This window comes from Tardiphaga sp. P9-11 (genome assembly GCF_008329525.1).
Lineage (GTDB): Bacteria > Pseudomonadota > Alphaproteobacteria > Rhizobiales > Xanthobacteraceae > Tardiphaga.
Genome location: NZ_NPKQ01000014.1, coordinates 1 through 17,857 on the forward strand (window position 1 = coordinate 1; position 17,857 = coordinate 17,857).

Genomic DNA, 17,857 nt, shown 5'->3' on the forward strand with positions numbered 1-17,857 from the left:
GCCAAAGGCGCGTGCGTATCCCCATCAAGGCCACGGCCCGCGAGCCGATCAACAGGCCGGATACATATCAGCGACTTCCGCTATCTAAGCATAATCTCACTTGCGATCAGCAGCCGGTCCATACATTTGCGCCACGAGTGGTCAATTCAATTGCGAGCGGGACCGGCGTCGCGCTGACACCAAACCAAGACCGATCAGGATAGCTTGGTCGGCGATGGGCAGTTGCAAGCTTGATCCGGAAGATTTTGTGTAAGGACGTGCACGCCGCGGAGAAGCTCAACCGGCTATCAACACCACGATCTTTCCGAGGACGCTGCGGTCCTTGAAGGCCGAGATCGCGGCCTGCCCCTCTTCCAGTGCAAATGTCGCGGTAATTGCCGGGGCGATCTTTCTGGCCGCATAGAACTCCAGCAGTTGGGCCCGATTCGCCGCGCTTTGAAGCGGTTGCTCCAAGGTGAAGGTCCGCCAGTTGATGCCGAGAACGTCACACGATTTGAGCAGTGGAAGATTCATGGGCATCGCGGCGATGCCGGCCGTGAACCCCAGAATCAGATAGCGAGCCCCCTCTGCCGCGCAGCGCATGGCCGGCTCCACGGCGAAGCCACCTACGGGGTCGATAATGAGATCTGCGCCGGTGCGTCCGACCGCGACCTTCATCGCGCGGGCAAGCTCCTTTTTCGGATCTTCAGACTCTTTGTCTAATTGATAGACCAGACCGTGATCAGCGCCCTGCGATAAAGCGAATGCCAGCTTCTCCTCCGAAGATGTAGCCGCGACCACCCTGGCACCGAGCGCTTTCGCGACCTGTATGGATGCCGATCCGACGCCGCCCGCAGCACCCAGAACGAGCACGGTCTCGTTCTGCTTCAGACGCCCCCGAGTGACGAGTGCGTAGTAGGCCGTCTCATAAGTGAACTGGAAAGCGGCCGCGTCCCTGAAAGGCATTGTATCTGGGATCTTCGTGCAACGCGCCGCATCGATCGCGATCATCTCGGCCATGCCGCCCGTGCCGCAGCGCGCCGCCACTCGGTCCCCCACCTTAAAGCCGGAAATGCCTTCCCCGAGTGCTACAACTGTTCCGGCGATTTCCGCTCCCGGTGCGAATGGGCGTGGTGCCTTCACCTGATAGAGGTCCTGGATCATTAGCAGGTCCGGGAAGTTCACACCGCAAGCCGCGATCGAGACGAGCAACTGGCCACTGGCAGGCACGGGATCCGGCAGGGAGGCCAACCGAAGGGTGTCAGGGCCGCCCGGTTCATAGCTCACTAACGCGCGCATGCTCTCAGCCTTGCTTTTCGTCGAATTGCCCGCAATCTGCCAGCGCGGATGGTCGCCCGATATGACGTATCCGCCCAAATTCGTTGGCAGACCGAATAGCATGACCGTGCACCCCAGTAGAGCAAGCGACGCAGGCCCGGAACTGTCCGCGGACGTCGCTCGCGCCGTAATCGACCCCGGCTATGTGGACCTGATCATGAGCGGAATGCGTCAGGCCGGCGTGGACACGGTCTCCGTCATGCGCCGCGCCGGCGTCGAGCCAGGCTCGACGCCCATACAAGGGGCCCGCCTGTCGCAGCGCCAGTTCGCGCAGCTCATCGCGATGATGACACGTGTTTCCCGTGACGAGTTCTGGATGCTTTGCGATCGTCCGATAAAGCCCGGAACCTTCCGGACGATGTGTCGACTCCTTGTGCGATGCAGCACGCTCCGCGAGGCGCTTCGCACGGGATGCCATTTCTATCATCTCGTCGTCGATGACTTCGCCGTCCGGTTCGCTGAAGACGATAGAGAGGGATCCTTATGGGTCACCGACCGGATCCACGACCCGGATCGCAGACGGATGGTGAACGGCGCCATCATCTTCTTCGTTTACGGGCTCATGTGCTGGCTCGTCGGCAGGCGGCTTCCGCTCCACACCGTGCATTACGTCTTTCCCGAGCAACCCTACAGCTCGGAGCTGGAGCCTGTATACAAGGCGCCGCTGTTGTTTAGTCAGCCGAGAAGCGAGCTCCGGTTCGATTCCGCGATTCTCGACATGCCGATAATGCCCGACGAAGAGAGGTTGTTGCGCTTCTTGGCGTCTGTGCCCAGCGTGCTGCTAGTTCGGTACCGCGATGAGAACAGCCTTGCCGAGCGCGTGCGCTCGGTCCTGCGGCGAAACATCGGGAAGCAGCTCACCCTCGAGAATGTCGCAGGAATGCTCGCGCTATCTCCACAGACGCTGAGACGACGCCTGCATGAGCAGGACAACTGCACCTTCCAGGACCTCAAGGACCGCGTCCGTCGCGAGGTTGGGATGCATCTTCTCGAAAAATCGAGACTTCCGCTCGAGGAGATCGCAATTTCTCTCGGATTCTCCGAACTCAGTACGTTTCACCGAGCGTTTCGCCGCTGGACGGGGACGGCTCCTGGAGAATTCCGCCAGGCCGCCCGACGGACGTTGGAGCAGGCGCGGCAGAAAGATGCGGCCAACGATTTTGTCGGCCAAGGTCATACCTAGCTTCGGCCCTAGTCTCGATATTTGCGACCAAGAAGCCCCCGTATGGACGGGGTAAAGTCTTGGGATCGAAATGCCGACACTCAGAAGATGGGCGGAACTGCACCCGCACAAGGAAGCGACGCGTATCGCGTTCGGTGATGCGTCGCTCACCTATAAGGCTCTGGACGAACGCGCAAACTCGGTCTCCCAACTGCTCATGTGGATGGGACTAACCAAAGGAGACGGCGTCGCCGTCCTCCTGGATAACGACCTCGCCTTTTTCGAGCTCGTTTGGGGCGCCAGGAGGCAAGGCATCTACTATACGCCCGTCAGCACGCATCTTACACCGGCCGAGGCGACCTACATCGTCCGGGATAGCGGCGCAAAGGTCTTCTTCGTCGCTGCGCGTTTCGCCAACGTGGTCGAGGAGCTCCTCGCGGACAACCCGGCGCGCTGCACCGTATTCGCACTCCACGGAGAGATCACGGGCGCACTCGACTATGAGACCGAACTGAAACGTTTCGATCGCTACATCGAGATCCCCGATGGCCCTGTAGGCAAGGATTTTTTCTACTCCTCGGGCACGACCGGACGGCCGAAAGGGATCAAGCAGCCACTCTTCCAGAACATCACGCAGGCGCAAGCATCGGGCGACTGGGTTCGGGAGAACTTCGGCTTCGACGAAAACACCGTCTATCTATCTCCCGCTCCGCTCTACCACGGCGCCCCGTTGCGCTTCACACTGCGTACGATCGAGTCCGGTGGCACCGCCGTCATCATGACCAAGTTCGCCGCGGACAGGGCTCTGGAGGCTATCGAGAAGTACGGCGCGACCCACAGCCAATGGGTCCCCACGATGTTCTTCCGACTGCTCGCGCTTCCACAGGACGTCCGCTCGTCCTGGGATTTATCGACGCATCAATGTGCCATCCATGCGGCGGCGCCGTGCCCTCCCGACATAAAGGAGCAGATGATCGCATGGTGGGGCCCGATCATATGGGAGTACTACGCCGGCTCCGAGAGAAACGGCGCCACGTGCATATCGACGCAGGCTTGGCTGAGCCATCGCGGGTCGGTCGGCAAGGCATGCGTCGGCAAGCTGCACATTCTCGATGAAGACCAGCGAGAGCTGGGGCATGGCGAGATCGGCGACGTCTACTTCGAAGGCCCGCAGTTCGTCTATCACAACGACCCGGAAAAGACGGCAAGATCGCGCAACGATAAAGGCTGGTCCTCGATCGGCGACGTCGGCTATCTGGACGAGGATGGCTTCCTCTACCTGACCGACCGCCGATCGCACATGATCATCTCTGGAGGCGTGAACATCTATCCCGCGGAGATCGAAAACCGGCTTTCGATGCATCCGGACGTCCAAGACGTCGCGGTGTTCGGCGTACCTAACCCGGAATTCGGTGAGGAAGTGAAGGCCGTCGTCCAGCTCAAAGAAGCGGTGCAGGCGTCCGACATCGTGCGCCAATCCCTAATGGCCTTCTGCCGTGAGGCGTTGTCCAGCGTGAAGTGCCCCCGATCAATCGACTTCGCGACGGAGATGCCACGGCACGACAACGGAAAACTGTTCAAGCACGTGCTCAAGCAAAAATATCTGCAGCCCGCATAAAGCGGCCAGAAGACGGGAGGAACCATGAGATATCACGCAGCAATCGCCTGCGCGCTGGCGCTCGTCTCGACGCCGGCATTCGCGGACGCCAAGACGAAGTCCTACGGTCCCGGTGTCACCGATACCGAGATAAAGATCGGTCAGACCATGCCATACAGCGGACCGGCCTCAAGCTTCGCCGCAATCGGCCGTTCGATGAACGCTTATTTCCAGAAAGTGAATGCGGAAGGTGGCGTCAACCGACGAAAGATCAATCTTATCTCTCTGGATGACGGGTACAGCCCTCCGAAAGCTGTCGAGCAGACACGGCGCCTCGTCGAAAGCGACGAAGTTCTGGCCATCGTGGGCACGTTCGGGTCACCGACGAACTTCGCCATCCAGAAGTATCTGAACGCGAAGAAGGTGCCCGGTCTGTTCCTCGGCACCGGCGCCAACCGGGTATCGGAGCCCGAGACTTATCCCTGGTCGATGGGCTGGCAGCCGAACAATCATGCAAAGGGCGTAATCTACGCGAAATACATTCTGCAGGAACGCCCGAACGCTAAGGTGGCCGTCCTCTTCCAGAACGACGATTTCGGCAGGGACTACGCCAAGGGGTTCCGCGACGGGCTGGGCGGCAAGGCGTCGTCGATGATCGTGAAGGAGGTCAGCTACGAACTTTCCGAACCGACCATCGACTCCCAGATCCTCGTGCTCAGGTCGACCGGCGCCGACGTGCTGGTTAACATCTCGACACCAAAGTTCTCGGCGCAGGCGATCAAGCGCATGGCCGAGATCAGGTGGGAAGCTCTCCACCTGCTAAGCGATGCTGCCGGCTCGATCGCGAGCACACTTATCCCGGCCGGGCTGGAGAATTCCAAAGGCGTCATCACCGTCGCCTTCCGAAAGGATCCGAACGATCCGGCATGGGCGGACGACAAAGGGATGAGGGATTACCTCGCGTTCCTCAAGCAGTACATGCCTGACGCTAATGCCGCCGAGACCTACAATGTATTCGGTTACGCAACAGCCCAGACGTTCGTTCACGTGTTGGAAAAGTGCGGCGACGACCTGACTCGCGAAAACCTGATGAAGCAGGCGGCAAGCATCAAGGATCTTGAACTCCCGATCATGCTCCCTGGCATCAAGCTCAATACGACACCCGCCCGTTACACACCCATGAGCCAGGAACAAATCATGCAGTTCGACGGTGCGAAATGGATGGCCGTCGGGCAGGTGATCGACGCAGAGAAGTAGGTTCAATGAAGGGGAGATGCTCGCAAGCATCTCCCCTTTCGTTTATCGGTACTTTTTCAGGACTTCACGGGCGATCGTCATCTTCATGATTTCCGTGGTGCCCTCGGCGACCTGCGCGATGCGGCTCTGGAAGTAAAGCTGCCCGAACCTGCTTTCTTTCAGAACCCCCAGACCTCCGTGAATTTGGATGGCGCGGTCGATCACGCGACAGGCGGCAACAGGCGCGAAGCACTTGACCATCGCTGCTTCTTTGCGGGCATCCTGCCCGTTATCTAGCATCCACGCCGTCTTGTAGACCATCAAGCGCGCCTGCTCCAAATCCATCTCTGATTCCGCGAGCATCCATTGGATGGCCTGCCGGTCGGCGAGCGGTTTTCCGAAGGTCTCGCGTTCGCTGGCGCGCTTCGCGGCCTGAGCGTGCGCCCACGTCGCCGTGCCCGTCAATCGCGCCCCGATGACCGTACGATTGCGGTTTAGCTGATCCATCATGTAGCGGAAGCCCATGCCCTCCTCCCCGAGGAGGTTCTTCGCGGGCACCACGCAATCCTTGTACTCGTAGTCGCAGCTCCGGCCGAGATACGTGCCCGGCGCCATCGTCTCGTATTCGCGAATAACCGAAACGCCTGGGTTGGGATAATCGACGAGAAGGAGGCTGATGCCCTCGTATCCCTTGGTCGGATCGGTCACCGCGTAGCAAAGGAGGTATTTCGGCGTGATGCCCGGATGGTTCGGCGGCGGCGCCCAGCGCTTGATGCCATTGATGATGTAGTTATCTCCGTCCCGGATTGCGGTCGTCTCGATACCGGCGGCGTCGGAGCCCGCACCGGGCTCGGAGATGTTGATATGATAGAATTTGTCTTCCTTCAGGATCGGATAGAGGTAGGCCTCCTTCTGCCATTCGGGAGCGACGTAGAGCGCCGGGTGAGGATCGAGGAAGCCTGACCAGGTCGTCAGAAGTCCGTGCATGACCGGCGATTTGACGATCTCCTCGTAGACCAGACATTTCGCCATGGTGCCGAGCCCCTGACCACCCGCATCCTTCGGGACCGCCAGCCCACGGAATCCGTATTCGCGAAATTTCCGGACGACCGACATAAAGATATCGTGGGGAACGGCGTAATCGTCCACACCCCAGGTACCTTCGAGAGGTCGACAGACCTCCTCGACGAACGCGGCAGCGCGGCCTTTTATATCTCGTTGTTCCTTGGATAGCTCGAAGTCCATTGCAACGCCCCTCATTGTTTGATGCCCGAAGCTACCTGGGCTCCCGAGAGATGTTTATGACTTTGACGATCAATCAGCATGGCTCGGCCGTCGGGCTCCGCGACCCGGCCCATCCGCCGGCGCGGCACTGCAGAACAGGGTGGGGTGACCCAGACCTCTCCAGAAGACCAAGAGGCAAGCAGAGCGATGAGGTTCAAAAGCTTGTCAAACTTTATGTCCGTTCAGCGTCACGGCATCTCAGCGCTGACCGGACCATACATTGGTGCAATTGCAGGCGGCTCAGGATGTCCTCGGCGTAGCCATGGGGCCCACCGTTCTCGTCCAAGCCGATATCGTTGCAGGACGTCTCGTCACGCCGTTTCCGGACATCACCCTTCCTACGCGCAGCTACTACGCTTACGTTCCAGAGGCGAGGAGATCGCAGGCCTCAGCGCTTTACGCTGGTTGGAGGAGGAAGGTGCTCGACCTAGCCCTTCCGCTCCGACCACGACTCATCGAAGCGTCGGAAGCTTGTCGTTCCAAATCAATGACGATTCGCGGTTGACGGAAAATCGATGCAGACGGTGGCTAAAAGCGGGCTTGTCAGAGCTAGAACAACTATGTGATTAGGCCACCCGCCCTGGCGACGCTGCTCAAATGAAAGTCAGCATCGCCAAACTGCTGCTCGATCATGGTCAGCCGCTTGAAGTAGTGACCGATCTTGTACTCCATCGTAACGCCAATGCCACCATGCAGCTGCACGCCGCCCTGCCCGACAAAGCGCGCCGAGCGGCCGATCTGTACCTTGGCAGCAGCGACCGTTATTGCGCGTTCGTCCAGATCTGTGAGGCCTGACGCCATCGAAGCTAGATAGGACATGCTGCGTGCGGTCTCCATTGCGGTAAACATATCGGCGGCGCGGTGCTGCAGAGCCTGGAACGAGCCGATTGCGACGCCGAACTGCTTGCGCTCCTTGATATATTCAACCGAGATCTTGAGCGCCTCCTCCATCGCGCCGACCGCTTCGGCGCACAGCGCGATGCGAGCGTCATCGGCGACCTGCTCGACGATGGGAAGGCCGTTCTCGGCATCACCGATCACGGCATCCGCAGGGATTTCCACATTGGTGAGCTTGATATCGGCAGCGCGGCTGCCATCTTGCGTCTCGTATCCGCGGATATCGACTCCTTTGGCATTGGCGGGAACGAGAAACACACCGATACCCTTGGCATCGCGCTGACCACCGGCGGTGCGAGCGGTGACGATGAGTGTATCGGCCGTGTCGCCATGGCCCGCCACGAATTTCTCGCCGTTGAGCACGTAGCCCGCGGCGTTCTTCTTGGCAGAGGTCGCCACATCGCCGAGATCATAACGCGAGCCGCGCTCGAGCTGGGCAAAGGCCATGCTCTTACTGCCCTCAATAATTCTCGGCAGATGTGCTGCACGCTGCTCGCTTGAGCCGCGGCGCAGAAAACCGCCGCCGATGACGACCGTGTCGAGATAGGGTTCGACTACCAGATTGCGGCCGAGCGCTTCCATTACGACCATGGTCTCGATGGGACCGGCGCCGAAACCGCCGTCTTCCTCGCTAAACGGCAGGCCAAGCAGGCCCTGCTCGGCAAACTTGCCCCACATGGCCTTGCTGTAGCCACCAGGCTCAGCGCGATACTTTTTGCGGACCTCGAAATCGTAGGACGACTTCAAAAGGCCGTCGATGCTGTCCTTGAGGAGGCGCTGCTCCTCGGAAAGATCAAAATCCATCGTGTTTTCTTTCGGATCGCGCGGAGTGCGCGTGGCGTGAATGAGCCGGCTCGGCTCTTCGTCATCTCGTCGCAAAGCGCCTAGTGAAGGGAGCCGCGAGCGACGGGCTATGTGATCTCAGCAGCCGCAGCGCTGCGCTGCGCGCCTCGACCTCCTTCGGGGTAAGAAGTAAGAATGATCAAAGGCCGAGGACAGCCTTGGCGATGATGTTACGCTGGATCTCGTTTGAGCCGCCATAGATCGAAACCTTCCGGTAATTGAAGTATGTCGGCGCGATCGGCGAGGCCCAGTCGGTCTCGTCGTTTGTGCCATCGACTTCCGGGAGGAAAGGCATCGCGAACGGGCCGGTGACTTCGAGCAAGAGCTCGGTCAGCGTCTGCTGGATTTCCGAACCCTTGATCTTGAGGATCGACGAGGCCGGATCCGGCTTGCCCTTGCCATGCTTGCCTTCGGCGGCAACGACACGCATCTGCGTCAGTTCCAACGCCTTAAGCTCGATCTCGGTGGCGGCGAGTTTCTGACGGAATTGCGGATCCTCGATCAGCGGCTTGCCGCCCGATAGCACGTTGCCCGCAAGCTCCCTGATGCGGCGGATGCGTGCCTTCGATATGCCGACGCGGGCAATATTGACGCGCTCATGGCCGAGCAGGAACTTGGCATAATCCCATCCCTTGTTTTCCTCGCCGACGAGGTTTTCGGCGGGCACCAGAACGTCATCGAAGAACACTTCATTGATCTCGGCGCCGCCATCGATCATCTGAATTGGACGGACGGTGACGCCTTTCGATGCCATGTCGATCAGGAGGAAGGAAATGCCTAATTGCTTCCTAACATCGGAATCGGTGCGGCACAGGCAGAAAATCCAGTCGGCATGCTGCGCGAGTGTGGTCCAGGTCTTCTGACCGTTGACGATATAGACGTCACCCTTTCTCTTCGCCGTGGTCTTCAGCGAGGCGAGGTCCGAGCCAGCACCCGGCTCCGAAAAGCCCTGACACCACCAGTCGTCCATATTCGCGATGCGCGGCAAATAGTGCTTCTTCTGCGCGTCATTGCCGAAAGTGTAGATGACCGGACCGACCATGTTCACGCCGAACGGCAATGGCGGCGGCGCCGGATGTTTCTGCAGCTCCTCAAGGAAGATATACTGCTTCGCCGCGCTCCACCCGGTACCGCCATATTCTACCGGCCAGTGCGGCACGCCCCACCCCTTCCGGTTCAGCACGCGCTGCCAGGAGACCTGTTCATCCTTGCTAACATGCCGCGTCGCCATCAGCTTGGCGCGCACCGCAGGGTCGAGGTTGTCCTCGAAGAATTCACGCACTTCGTCGCGAAACGCGATTTCATCGGCCGTAAAACTGAGATCCATATACCTAAGACTCCGGTTTCGGCGGGCCGCGGCCCGCAACCACGCTGCGGGCGTCTCATCGTCACGAGGGCGCCCTACGATTTTAGGGGTTTGAGATGCGGCCGCAATTTAATGCGGCATCACGGCAGGCTGCTCGCGCCGGATCCAGAAGATGTAGCGACGCCCGGCAAAACGCGTGATGCCGTGCAGGATCATGCCGATCGCCGACAAAATGATCAGGACAGCAAAGACGCCGGTGATGTCCAAATTAAAATTATAGTTCATGATCAGGTAACCGAGCCCGGCCTGCGCGCCCACGAACTCGCCGACGATGGTGCCGATCACCGCGAGAACGGACGCGATTTCGAGCCCCGCAAAGATCAGGACCAGCGCGGAAGGAATCCTCAGGCGGAGCAGCGTCTGCCATGTTGTCGCGCCATAGGCCTTCATCATGTCGAGCTGGTCACGATCGGTGGAATGAAAGCCGGAAATGACGCTTACTAGGATCGGGAAGAAGCAGATCAGTGCGGTGATCACGACCTTCGAGGTCAGGCCGTAACCGAACCAGATAACTAGAAGCGGCGCGACGGCGACCTTCGGCACGGTCTGCAATGCGACCAGATAGGGATAGACCAGCTTTTCGATCACCGGCACCAAGGATATCAGCGCGCCAACGACGAGGCCGGATGCTATTCCGACAGCGAAGCCGATCAGCACCTCGGTCAATGTGACCAGCAGATGCGGCCACATCGTCCCATCGCTCAGCAGGGTGTAAAGGCGGACGGCGACGCCGCTGGGCGCTGGCACCACCAGCGGTGAGACATGGCCGATGCGGCAGATGGCTTCCCAGAGAGCCACGAGAACGATCGCCAGGGCGATCACCTGGATCCGCGCGGATAATTGGTTCGCTAGCTTGTGGTTCATAGTGACGCCCCCGTCGGCGCTTCCGAGCCGAAAATGGTCCTGATCCGATCGCAAATCTCGCCGAAACGCGTGTCAGCCATGGTCTTGAGACTGCGCGGCCGCGCGATATCGACGTCGATGATTTCCGAGATGCGGCCGGGCCGAGGCGACATCACCACTACGCGGTCGCCGAGCAGCACGGCCTCGGGAATGCTATGCGTGATGAACAGCACGGTCTTCTTCTCTTCTGAGCAGACCCGCATCAATTCGACATTCAGCGACTCGCGGGTCATGGCATCGAGCGCACCGAACGGCTCGTCCATCAGAAGAACCTTCGGCTCGCGCATCAGCGCGCGGCAGATGGCGACGCGCTGCTGCATGCCACCCGACAGTTCGAACGGATATTTCCGGCCGAAATCAGCAAGCCCCATGAAATCCAGCCAGCGTTCTGCACGCCACCTGGTCGCCTCGGACCGATCGTTCTTCAGATGGGGCGACAGCAGAACATTGTCCAGCACGGTATTCCACGGCAACAGCAGAGCCTGCTGAAACACGATGCCGACATCGGACCGCGGCCCGCGGAGGATTTCGCCATCGCATTTCACCGTGCCCGACGTCACCGAGGTCAGGCCGGCCAGTATGCGCAGCAACGTCGTCTTTCCGCATCCGCTCGGCCCGACGACCGAAACAAATTCGTTCTCCTTGATGTCGAGATTGACTTTCGCGAGCGCAGTCACGACCTCGCCCGAGTGTGTGGCGAATTTCTTTTCGACATTTTCGATCGTGATCAGCGCGCGGCTCGCAATCGCCGGCCTATCGGTCTCTGTGACGGGAGACGTCAGCATGCATATGTCTCGTTCGTTTTGGTGAAGTGGGCGCGCCCGTGCGGCCGCGCTATCGAATGTGCCGCTCGCTATTGAAGCGTTTTTAGGTCGAAATTCTTCGCCTGCTTCACGATCGCTGCCCGATCATAATCGTTGATTTGATCGACCAATTCGGTGGTAAACATGCGCGACGCCGGAATCGGCTTGGCGATCTGACCGCCCTGCAGCAGAAAATCGCTCAGATCCTGCCAGCGCGGTTCGATGAACACGCCGCGCTTGTCGCCGATCTCGAGATCGGTCCAACCGTCCCAAGTGGTTGTCATCTTCAATCCGCGCTCGAGCTTCTGTTCGACAGAGCCCTCGGCAGGCTTGCTTTCCGGATAGATTTTCCAGGTCATCAGGACGCAGGCGGTTCGGTTGGCGAGGCAGAAGTCGAGGCCCTTGGCCAGCGCACGGCCAAAACCGGCGAGCAGCTTCGGCTTTTTTTTGATTGTCTCATTGGTCGCCAGAAGCGAAACGTCGGGAAGCTTGGCGAGCTTGTCGTCGATCGGCAACTGCCTGACCGGCGAGCCGGCGAGCCCGAAGGTGATATTCGCCGTCTCCCAAAACACGATCGCGTCGACCACCTTTTGCTTCATGGCAGCCATCGCCTGCCCGCCGGCGCCGATCGGAATGAAGGTGACATCGCGGTCCGGATTCAGCCCGGCGGCGCGAAGATAGGCCTTGCCATAATTCATGGCGGCGCTGCCAAGCGCCGTCACACCGATACGCTTGCCTTTCAATTCGGTCACCGACTGTATCGCGCTGTCGACCGGAACCGAGATTGACCAGATATTGCGATATTCAACGCTGGAGAAATAACGCAGGTCTAGCGGCGCGGCGACGCCTTCTTGCATCGCGATCACGGCCTGCGCCGGACTGGCCCAGCCGATCTGGGCGTTGCCGGTAGCAACCTGAATTGCGACCTCGTTCGATCCTGCCGCCAGGATGTAGGCGACGTCGAGCCCCTCCTGATCGAGATAGCCGAGATACTTCGCAGCGATGAACGGTGCGATGGCCTCGTTCGCGTTGCGCTGCGGCAACAGGACGTTGATTTGTTCGGCAGAGACGGCACCGGAAAGCGAGCCGCAGGCGGAAACCGTCAGAAGGAAAACAGCAAGAAGCTTATTCATGTTCTTAAAACTCCAGGCTCAAGCCGGTTGACAACTAACGCAACGCTATTCGGGAAATCACTCGTACACAAGCTCAGCGCTCGCTTACAAGCAACAAAAACTTGCTCACATTTCATCAGTTTTTGTGCAGCCCACCATTCGCCATGATGCGGCTGCCCTCGCGGCATCTAGCGCGGACTGCCCGAGCGTAAGATGGCGTCGTCATCATCCGGAGGGCGTCCGTCAGCGATCGCTCTTTGCAGCATTGAGCGATGCGAAAGTCGCGCCTTCGCTCGCCAGCCGAGCGAGCAAGGCGGCCGGTCTCAAAGCCGGCTCGTTGAGGTGGTCCGCATAGAATTCGAGCCGCCCGACGATGTGCTTCAGGCCAACCTGGTCGCCATAGAACATCGGACCGCCGCGGTGGATCGGCCATCCGTACCCGTAGAGCCAGATCACGTCGATGTCGCTCGGGCGCGCCGCGATATCTTCCTCGAGGATGCGCGCGCCTTCGTTAATCATCGGATAGATCATGCGCTCCAGAATTTCCTGATCGCCGATCGCCCGACGCGTCAGGCCAAGACGCCTGCAGGTGTCGTCGATAATCTTTTCGACCTCCGGATCGGAGATCGGCGCCCGCGATCCCGCTTCGTACCGGTAGTAACCTTTGGATGTCTTCTGGCCGAGGCGGCCAGCCTCGCAGATCGCATCGGCGATGTCCCAGCGGATGCCGCGATCCTGCCGCGAGCGCCAGCCGATATCGAGGCCGGCGAGATCGCCCATCGCGAACGGGCCCATGGGAAGGCCGTAGCGGGTGATGACCGCGTCGACCTGTTCGGGCAGCGCGCCGCTCTTAAGCAGCGCTTCGCCCTGCAGGCCGCGAACAGCAAGCATGCGGTTGCCGACGAAGCCGTGGCAGACGCCCACGACGACGGGCGTCTTGCGGATGCGCTTGGCCACCGCGGCGGCGGTCAGCAGCGCATCGGCCGCCGTCTTGTCGGCACGCACGATCTCGCAGAGCTTCATGATATTGGCCGGCGAGAAGAAGTGCATGCCCAGGACATCCTGCGGCCGCCCCGTGACGGCCGCTATCTCGTTGATGTCGAGATAGGACGTGTTGGTGGCCAGCACCGCGCCCGGTTTTGCATGGGCATCAATGGCGGTGAAGACGTCCTTCTTGATGGCCATGGTTTCGAACACGGCCTCGATGACAAGATCAGCGTCTCTGACATGTTCGAGCCCGACCTTGCCGTCGATCAAAACCATGCGTTTGCCGGGCTCGTCCGCGGCAATGCCACCGCGTGCCGCGGTGGCTTCCCAGTTCTTCTGCATCATGCCGAGGCCACGGGTCAGCTGCGCCTCTCCGGTCTCGATCAGGGTCACGGGGATGCCGGCATTGGCAAAGGCCATCGCGATACCGCCGCCCATGGTGCCGGCACCAATGATGGCGACGCGCTCGACCGGCCGCGGCTTCACGCCAACCGGCACGCCTTGAACCTTGACCGCCTCACGTTCTGCAAAGAACGCGTGACGCTGCGCCTTAGACTGATCGTCGGCCACGAGTTTTAGAAAGGTCTCGCGTTCCCGCTTCAACGCGTCGTCGAACGGCGTGTCGAGGGTCCAGCTCACCGCCTCGGCGCAAGCCAGAGGCGCATTCATTCCACGCGCTTTCTTCGTGGCTGCCGCAGCAGCGGCGGTGAACAGCGAGCGATCCGCCCGGGCGTCCGCGAGCCTAGAGTCGTCGTTGCGCAGCAGAAGCAGCGGGCGCCGCTCGGCAACGACGCGCTTCGCAAAAGCAATCGCGCCATCCGCCGGCCTTTCGACGATATCGTCGATCAGGCCGCGCTCGCGCGCCTCGGCGGCGCCGATTGGCTCGCCGGTCACGATCATTTTGACGGCGAATTCCGGACCGACCGCGCGCGGCAGGCGCTGCGTGCCGCCGGCCCCGGGCAGCAGACCGAGCTTCACCTCGGGAAGACCGAGTTTCGCGTCGTTCGTGGCGACACGAAAGTGACAGCCCAGCGCGAGTTCGAGCCCGCCGCCGAGCGCGGTGCCATGGATAGCGGCGATCACCAGCTTGCTGCAGCTCTCGATCGCCGCGATCACCTCGTTGAGGGATGGCGACTGCGGCGGCTTTCCGAATTCGGTGATGTCGGCACCGGCGACGAATGTGCGTCCGGCGCAGGCGATCACGATGCAATCCACTGCGGCGTCCACATTTGCGGCCTCGACCCGTTCGAGGATCCCACGGCGGACGGCGGCGCTCAGCGCATTCACCGGCGGTGAGTCGATGGTAACGACCGCACAGCGGTCGGTCACCGCGAGCTTGACGACTTCGCTCAATGTCATTCTCCAATCAGAGCATTATCACTCGGTGCACGCAGCGAGCCGCGGTCCTGCCAGCCGCAGAACGCTGCGCAACGTTATTATCGGCACGCGGGTCAGTGGATGATCTCGAACAGGCCCGCGGTGCCCATGCCGCCGCCCACGCACATGGTCGCGACGCCATATTTCGCCTTGCGGCGGCGGCCCTCGATCAACAGATGGCCGGCCAGCCGCGCGCCGCTCATGCCATAGGGATGGCCCATGGAGATGGCGCCGCCATTCACGTTCAGCTTCGCCGGATCGATGCCGAGCTTGTCGCGGCAATAAATCACCTGGACCGCAAAGGCCTCGTTCAGTTCCCAGAGATCGATGTCGTCGATGCCAAGGCCGTGACGCGCGAGGAGGCGCGGGACGGCGTAGACCGGGCCGATGCCCATTTCGTCCGGCTCGCAGCCTGCCGATACGAAGCCCCGGAAAATGCCGAGCGGCTCCAGACCCCGCCGCGCCGCTTCCCTGTCGCTCATGATCACCATAGCGCTGGCGCCGTCCGACAGCTGGCTGGCATTGCCTGCCGTGATGCAGCCGCCTTCGCGCACCGGCTTCAGCCTGGTCAGGCCATCTTGCGTCGTATCCGGACGCGGTCCCTCGTCCTGCGACAGCGTGATGCCTTTCAGGCTAGTTTCCTTGGTCTCCTTGTTCGTCACCGACATGGTGGTCGTCAGCGGCACGATCTCGTCGTCGAACTTGCCACTGGTCTGCGCGGATGCGGTGCGCATCTGGCTATCGAACGAATATTCGTCCTGCCGGTCGCGCGAGATCGCGTAACGCTTCGCCACCACCTCCGCGGTGTCGAGCATTGGCATATAGATGTCCGGCTTCATCTCCATCAATGCAGGATCGACGGCGCGATAGGTGTTGGCATGTTCGTTCTGCACCAGCGTGATCGACTGGCCGCCGCCGCCGACCGCGATCTGGACGCCATCGTGGATCACCGAGCGGGCGGCGATGGCGATGGCCTGCAGCCCCGACGCGCAAAGGCGATCGACCGTGGTGCCCGACACCGAAACCGGCAAGCCTGCGCGCAGCAAGGCCTTGCGGGCGATGTTGCCGCCGGTGGTGCCCTGCTGCATGGCGGCGCCCATGACCACGTCCTCTATGTCGCCGGGATCGACCTGCGCGCGCGTCACCGCCGCCTTGATCGCCTCGCCCAGCAGCGTGGCACCATCGGTGCTATTCAGCGCGCCGCGATAGGCCTTTCCAATCGGGGTACGCGCGGTCGAAACGATAACGGCATCGGTCATGGGAGAACTTCCAGTTTAAGCAGAATGGGAGGAGAGCTGGTCGCGGAGCGCTTGCCGGGACAGCTTGCCGACATTGGTTCGCGGCAGTTCGTCGATGAAATCGAGCGCCGTCGGCAATTCATGCTTGCCAATCTTGCCGGTGAGGAAGGCGCGCAACTCGTCGATGTCGAAACCCGCGGCGCCGGGCCGCAGCGTGATATAGGCTTTTGCGGCCTCGCCGCGATATTCGTCGGGAATGCCGATGACGAGCACCTCCTTGACGTGCGGATGCGCATAGATCGCCTGCTCGATCAGTTGCGGATACACGTTGAAGCCGCCCGATATGATGAGATCCTTCTTACGGTCGACCAGATAGAACCAGCCATCGGCGTCCATGTAGCCGATGTCGCCGGTCAGGAAGCGATCGCCGAGGAACCATTCGGAACGGTCTTCGTCGCGATTCCAGTAACCCTTCGTCACGTTCGGCCCGCGGATGCGCAATTCACCGACCTCGCCGGCAGGCAGCACGCGATGCGGGTCGTCATGCGCGACGATGTCGATTTCGATGCCCGGCAGCATCAAGCCGATGGAGCCGGGCCGGTCCGGACCGTCCGACGGATGCGTGGTGCCCGGCGACGAGGTTTCCGTCATGCCCCAGCCGCTGCGCAGCCGCAGAGCGGTCTTGCGCTCGAGGATCGCCGCGACCTCGACGGGCAGCGGCGCTCCACCCGAGCCGCAGGAGACCAGCGACGACAGATCGCGGTTGTCGAGATCCGGCAGGCTTGTGATGGCGATCCACATGGTCGGCACGCCCGGAAACACTGTCGCGCGCTTGACCTCGATGTCGCGCATAATCTCGTCCAGGTCGAAGCGCTGATGCAGCGAAATGAGGTCGCCGTAGCGCAGCCGCTTCATTAGCACGAGCGTAAGGGCATAGATGTGAAACAAGGGAAGCGCACAGATCACCCGCTCGGCAATGCTGCGCTTGGCCCGGAACGGGCGCGTCCACACTTCCCGGATCGAGACCGCGGCGGTCAGATTACGATGCGAGAGCATCGCTCCCTTGGGCAGGCCGGTGGTCCCGCCTGTGTATTGAAGCAGAGCGACGTCGTCCTGATCGAGAGCCGGCCAGGTCGCGGGCGACTGCGCCTCCTTGATGAAATCCGCGAAAGTGACGATCTCCGGACGCCGGTCGTAGGAGGCCAGCGCGTTCTTGGCCGCGCCCCATGCTTCGTCTTCGCAGACAATTATGCGATCGACGATCCCGGCCTCGAGAAACGCAAGGGCGCGCGGGAAAATCGACGCGAGATTGCTGGTGACGACGACCCGCGTGCCGCTGTCGGTCAATTTGTGCTTCAGCGTGATCTCGCCATCAAGCGGGCTGAGATGCACGAGACGCGCGCCCGCCTTGAGCGCGCCGAAGAAGTTGATCGGGTGATCCGGCGTGTTGCCGAGAAAGATTCCGACGGTGGTACCGCGGCCGAGACCAGCGCGCAGATAGGCGGCGGCCGCCTCCGTGACTTTGGCATTCAGGTCAGAATAGCTGGTCTGACGGCCACGGAATTCGATGGCCGGTCGATCCGCGAATTCGCGTGCCGATTGCTCCAGCAGCGCCGGCACGAGGCCGGTCTTGATTGGCTCGTCCCAGCGGACGCCTTCCGGATAGAATTTCTCGCCGGGATATTTCATCCATTTCCCTCCCCGCAGCGCCGTTTAGCTTGATGACAGGCTGCGA

Annotated in this window: 14 protein-coding genes; 4 read left to right on the plus strand and 10 right to left on the minus strand. The window is 61.1% G+C overall.

All coding sequences use genetic code 11. From position 1 onward, the window contains the following. Positions 1-276: 276 nt before the first annotated feature. A complete protein-coding gene (locus tag CIW50_RS27145; RefSeq protein WP_197738406.1) occupies positions 277-1,380 on the minus strand; it encodes an NADPH:quinone oxidoreductase family protein in 1,104 nt (367 codons plus the stop codon). On the opposite strand from CIW50_RS27145, the gene CIW50_RS27150 reads away from it, so the two are divergent. The 3 genes from CIW50_RS27150 to CIW50_RS27160 all read left to right on the plus strand — a co-directional run bounded on the left by CIW50_RS27150 (position 1,379) and on the right by CIW50_RS27160 (position 5,333). After that, entirely contained in the window at positions 1,379-2,500 is a 1,122-nt protein-coding gene (locus CIW50_RS27150; protein WP_172980481.1) for an AraC family transcriptional regulator, read from the plus strand. The genes CIW50_RS27145 and CIW50_RS27150 overlap by 2 nt on opposite strands. Positions 2,501-2,570: 70 nt before the next feature. After that, entirely contained in the window at positions 2,571-4,097 is a 1,527-nt protein-coding gene (locus tag CIW50_RS27155; RefSeq protein ID WP_502707548.1) for an acyl-CoA synthetase, read from the plus strand. 24 nt (positions 4,098-4,121) lie between these two features. Then, positions 4,122-5,333 (plus strand): ABC transporter substrate-binding protein, encoded by a 1,212-nt coding sequence (locus CIW50_RS27160; RefSeq protein ID WP_149534277.1) that lies wholly within the window; start codon positions 4,122-4,124, stop codon positions 5,331-5,333. Positions 5,334-5,375: 42 nt separating this feature from the next. Here the strand turns inward: CIW50_RS27160 and CIW50_RS27165 are convergent, their stop codons facing one another. Further along, entirely contained in the window at positions 5,376-6,557 is a 1,182-nt protein-coding gene (locus tag CIW50_RS27165; protein WP_172980482.1) for an acyl-CoA dehydrogenase family protein, read from the minus strand. A 262-nt stretch (positions 6,558-6,819) separates the two neighbouring features. On the opposite strand from CIW50_RS27165, the gene CIW50_RS27170 reads away from it, so the two are divergent. Further along, positions 6,820-7,101 (plus strand): LysR substrate-binding domain-containing protein, encoded by a 282-nt coding sequence (locus tag CIW50_RS27170; RefSeq protein ID WP_502707554.1) that lies wholly within the window; start codon positions 6,820-6,822, stop codon positions 7,099-7,101. 53 nt (positions 7,102-7,154) lie between these two features. On the opposite strand, the gene CIW50_RS27175 is transcribed toward CIW50_RS27170, so the two are convergent. The 8 genes from CIW50_RS27175 to pimA all read right to left on the minus strand — a co-directional run bounded on the left by CIW50_RS27175 (position 7,155) and on the right by pimA (position 17,811). Then, complete coding sequence (locus CIW50_RS27175) at positions 7,155-8,297, minus strand: acyl-CoA dehydrogenase family protein (protein ID WP_149534280.1); 1,143 nt, start codon at positions 8,295-8,297, stop codon at positions 7,155-7,157. Between the two features lie 178 nt (positions 8,298-8,475). Then, complete coding sequence (gene pimC, locus CIW50_RS27180; RefSeq protein ID WP_149534281.1) at positions 8,476-9,663, minus strand: pimeloyl-CoA dehydrogenase large subunit; 1,188 nt, start codon at positions 9,661-9,663, stop codon at positions 8,476-8,478. A 108-nt stretch (positions 9,664-9,771) separates the two neighbouring features. Then, positions 9,772-10,566: an ABC transporter permease gene (locus CIW50_RS27185; RefSeq protein ID WP_149534282.1), complete on the minus strand. Its 795-nt coding sequence runs from the start codon at positions 10,564-10,566 to the stop codon at positions 9,772-9,774. Then, complete coding sequence (locus tag CIW50_RS27190; protein ID WP_149534283.1) at positions 10,563-11,390, minus strand: ABC transporter ATP-binding protein; 828 nt, start codon at positions 11,388-11,390, stop codon at positions 10,563-10,565. The genes CIW50_RS27185 and CIW50_RS27190 overlap by 4 nt, the downstream gene beginning before the upstream one ends. A 68-nt stretch (positions 11,391-11,458) precedes the next feature. After that, positions 11,459-12,541, minus strand: coding sequence for an ABC transporter substrate-binding protein (locus tag CIW50_RS27195; RefSeq protein ID WP_149534284.1), 1,083 nt, complete (start codon positions 12,539-12,541; stop codon positions 11,459-11,461). Between the two features lie 222 nt (positions 12,542-12,763). Then, positions 12,764-14,860, minus strand: coding sequence for a 3-hydroxyacyl-CoA dehydrogenase NAD-binding domain-containing protein (locus CIW50_RS27200; RefSeq protein WP_149534346.1), 2,097 nt, complete (start codon positions 14,858-14,860; stop codon positions 12,764-12,766). A 98-nt stretch (positions 14,861-14,958) separates the two neighbouring features. Further along, positions 14,959-16,143, minus strand: coding sequence for an acetyl-CoA C-acyltransferase (locus CIW50_RS27205; RefSeq protein ID WP_149534285.1), 1,185 nt, complete (start codon positions 16,141-16,143; stop codon positions 14,959-14,961). A gap of 15 nt (positions 16,144-16,158) precedes the next feature. Next, complete coding sequence (gene pimA, locus CIW50_RS27210; RefSeq protein ID WP_149534286.1) at positions 16,159-17,811, minus strand: dicarboxylate--CoA ligase PimA; 1,653 nt, start codon at positions 17,809-17,811, stop codon at positions 16,159-16,161. Between the last annotated feature and the right edge of the window lie 46 nt (positions 17,812-17,857).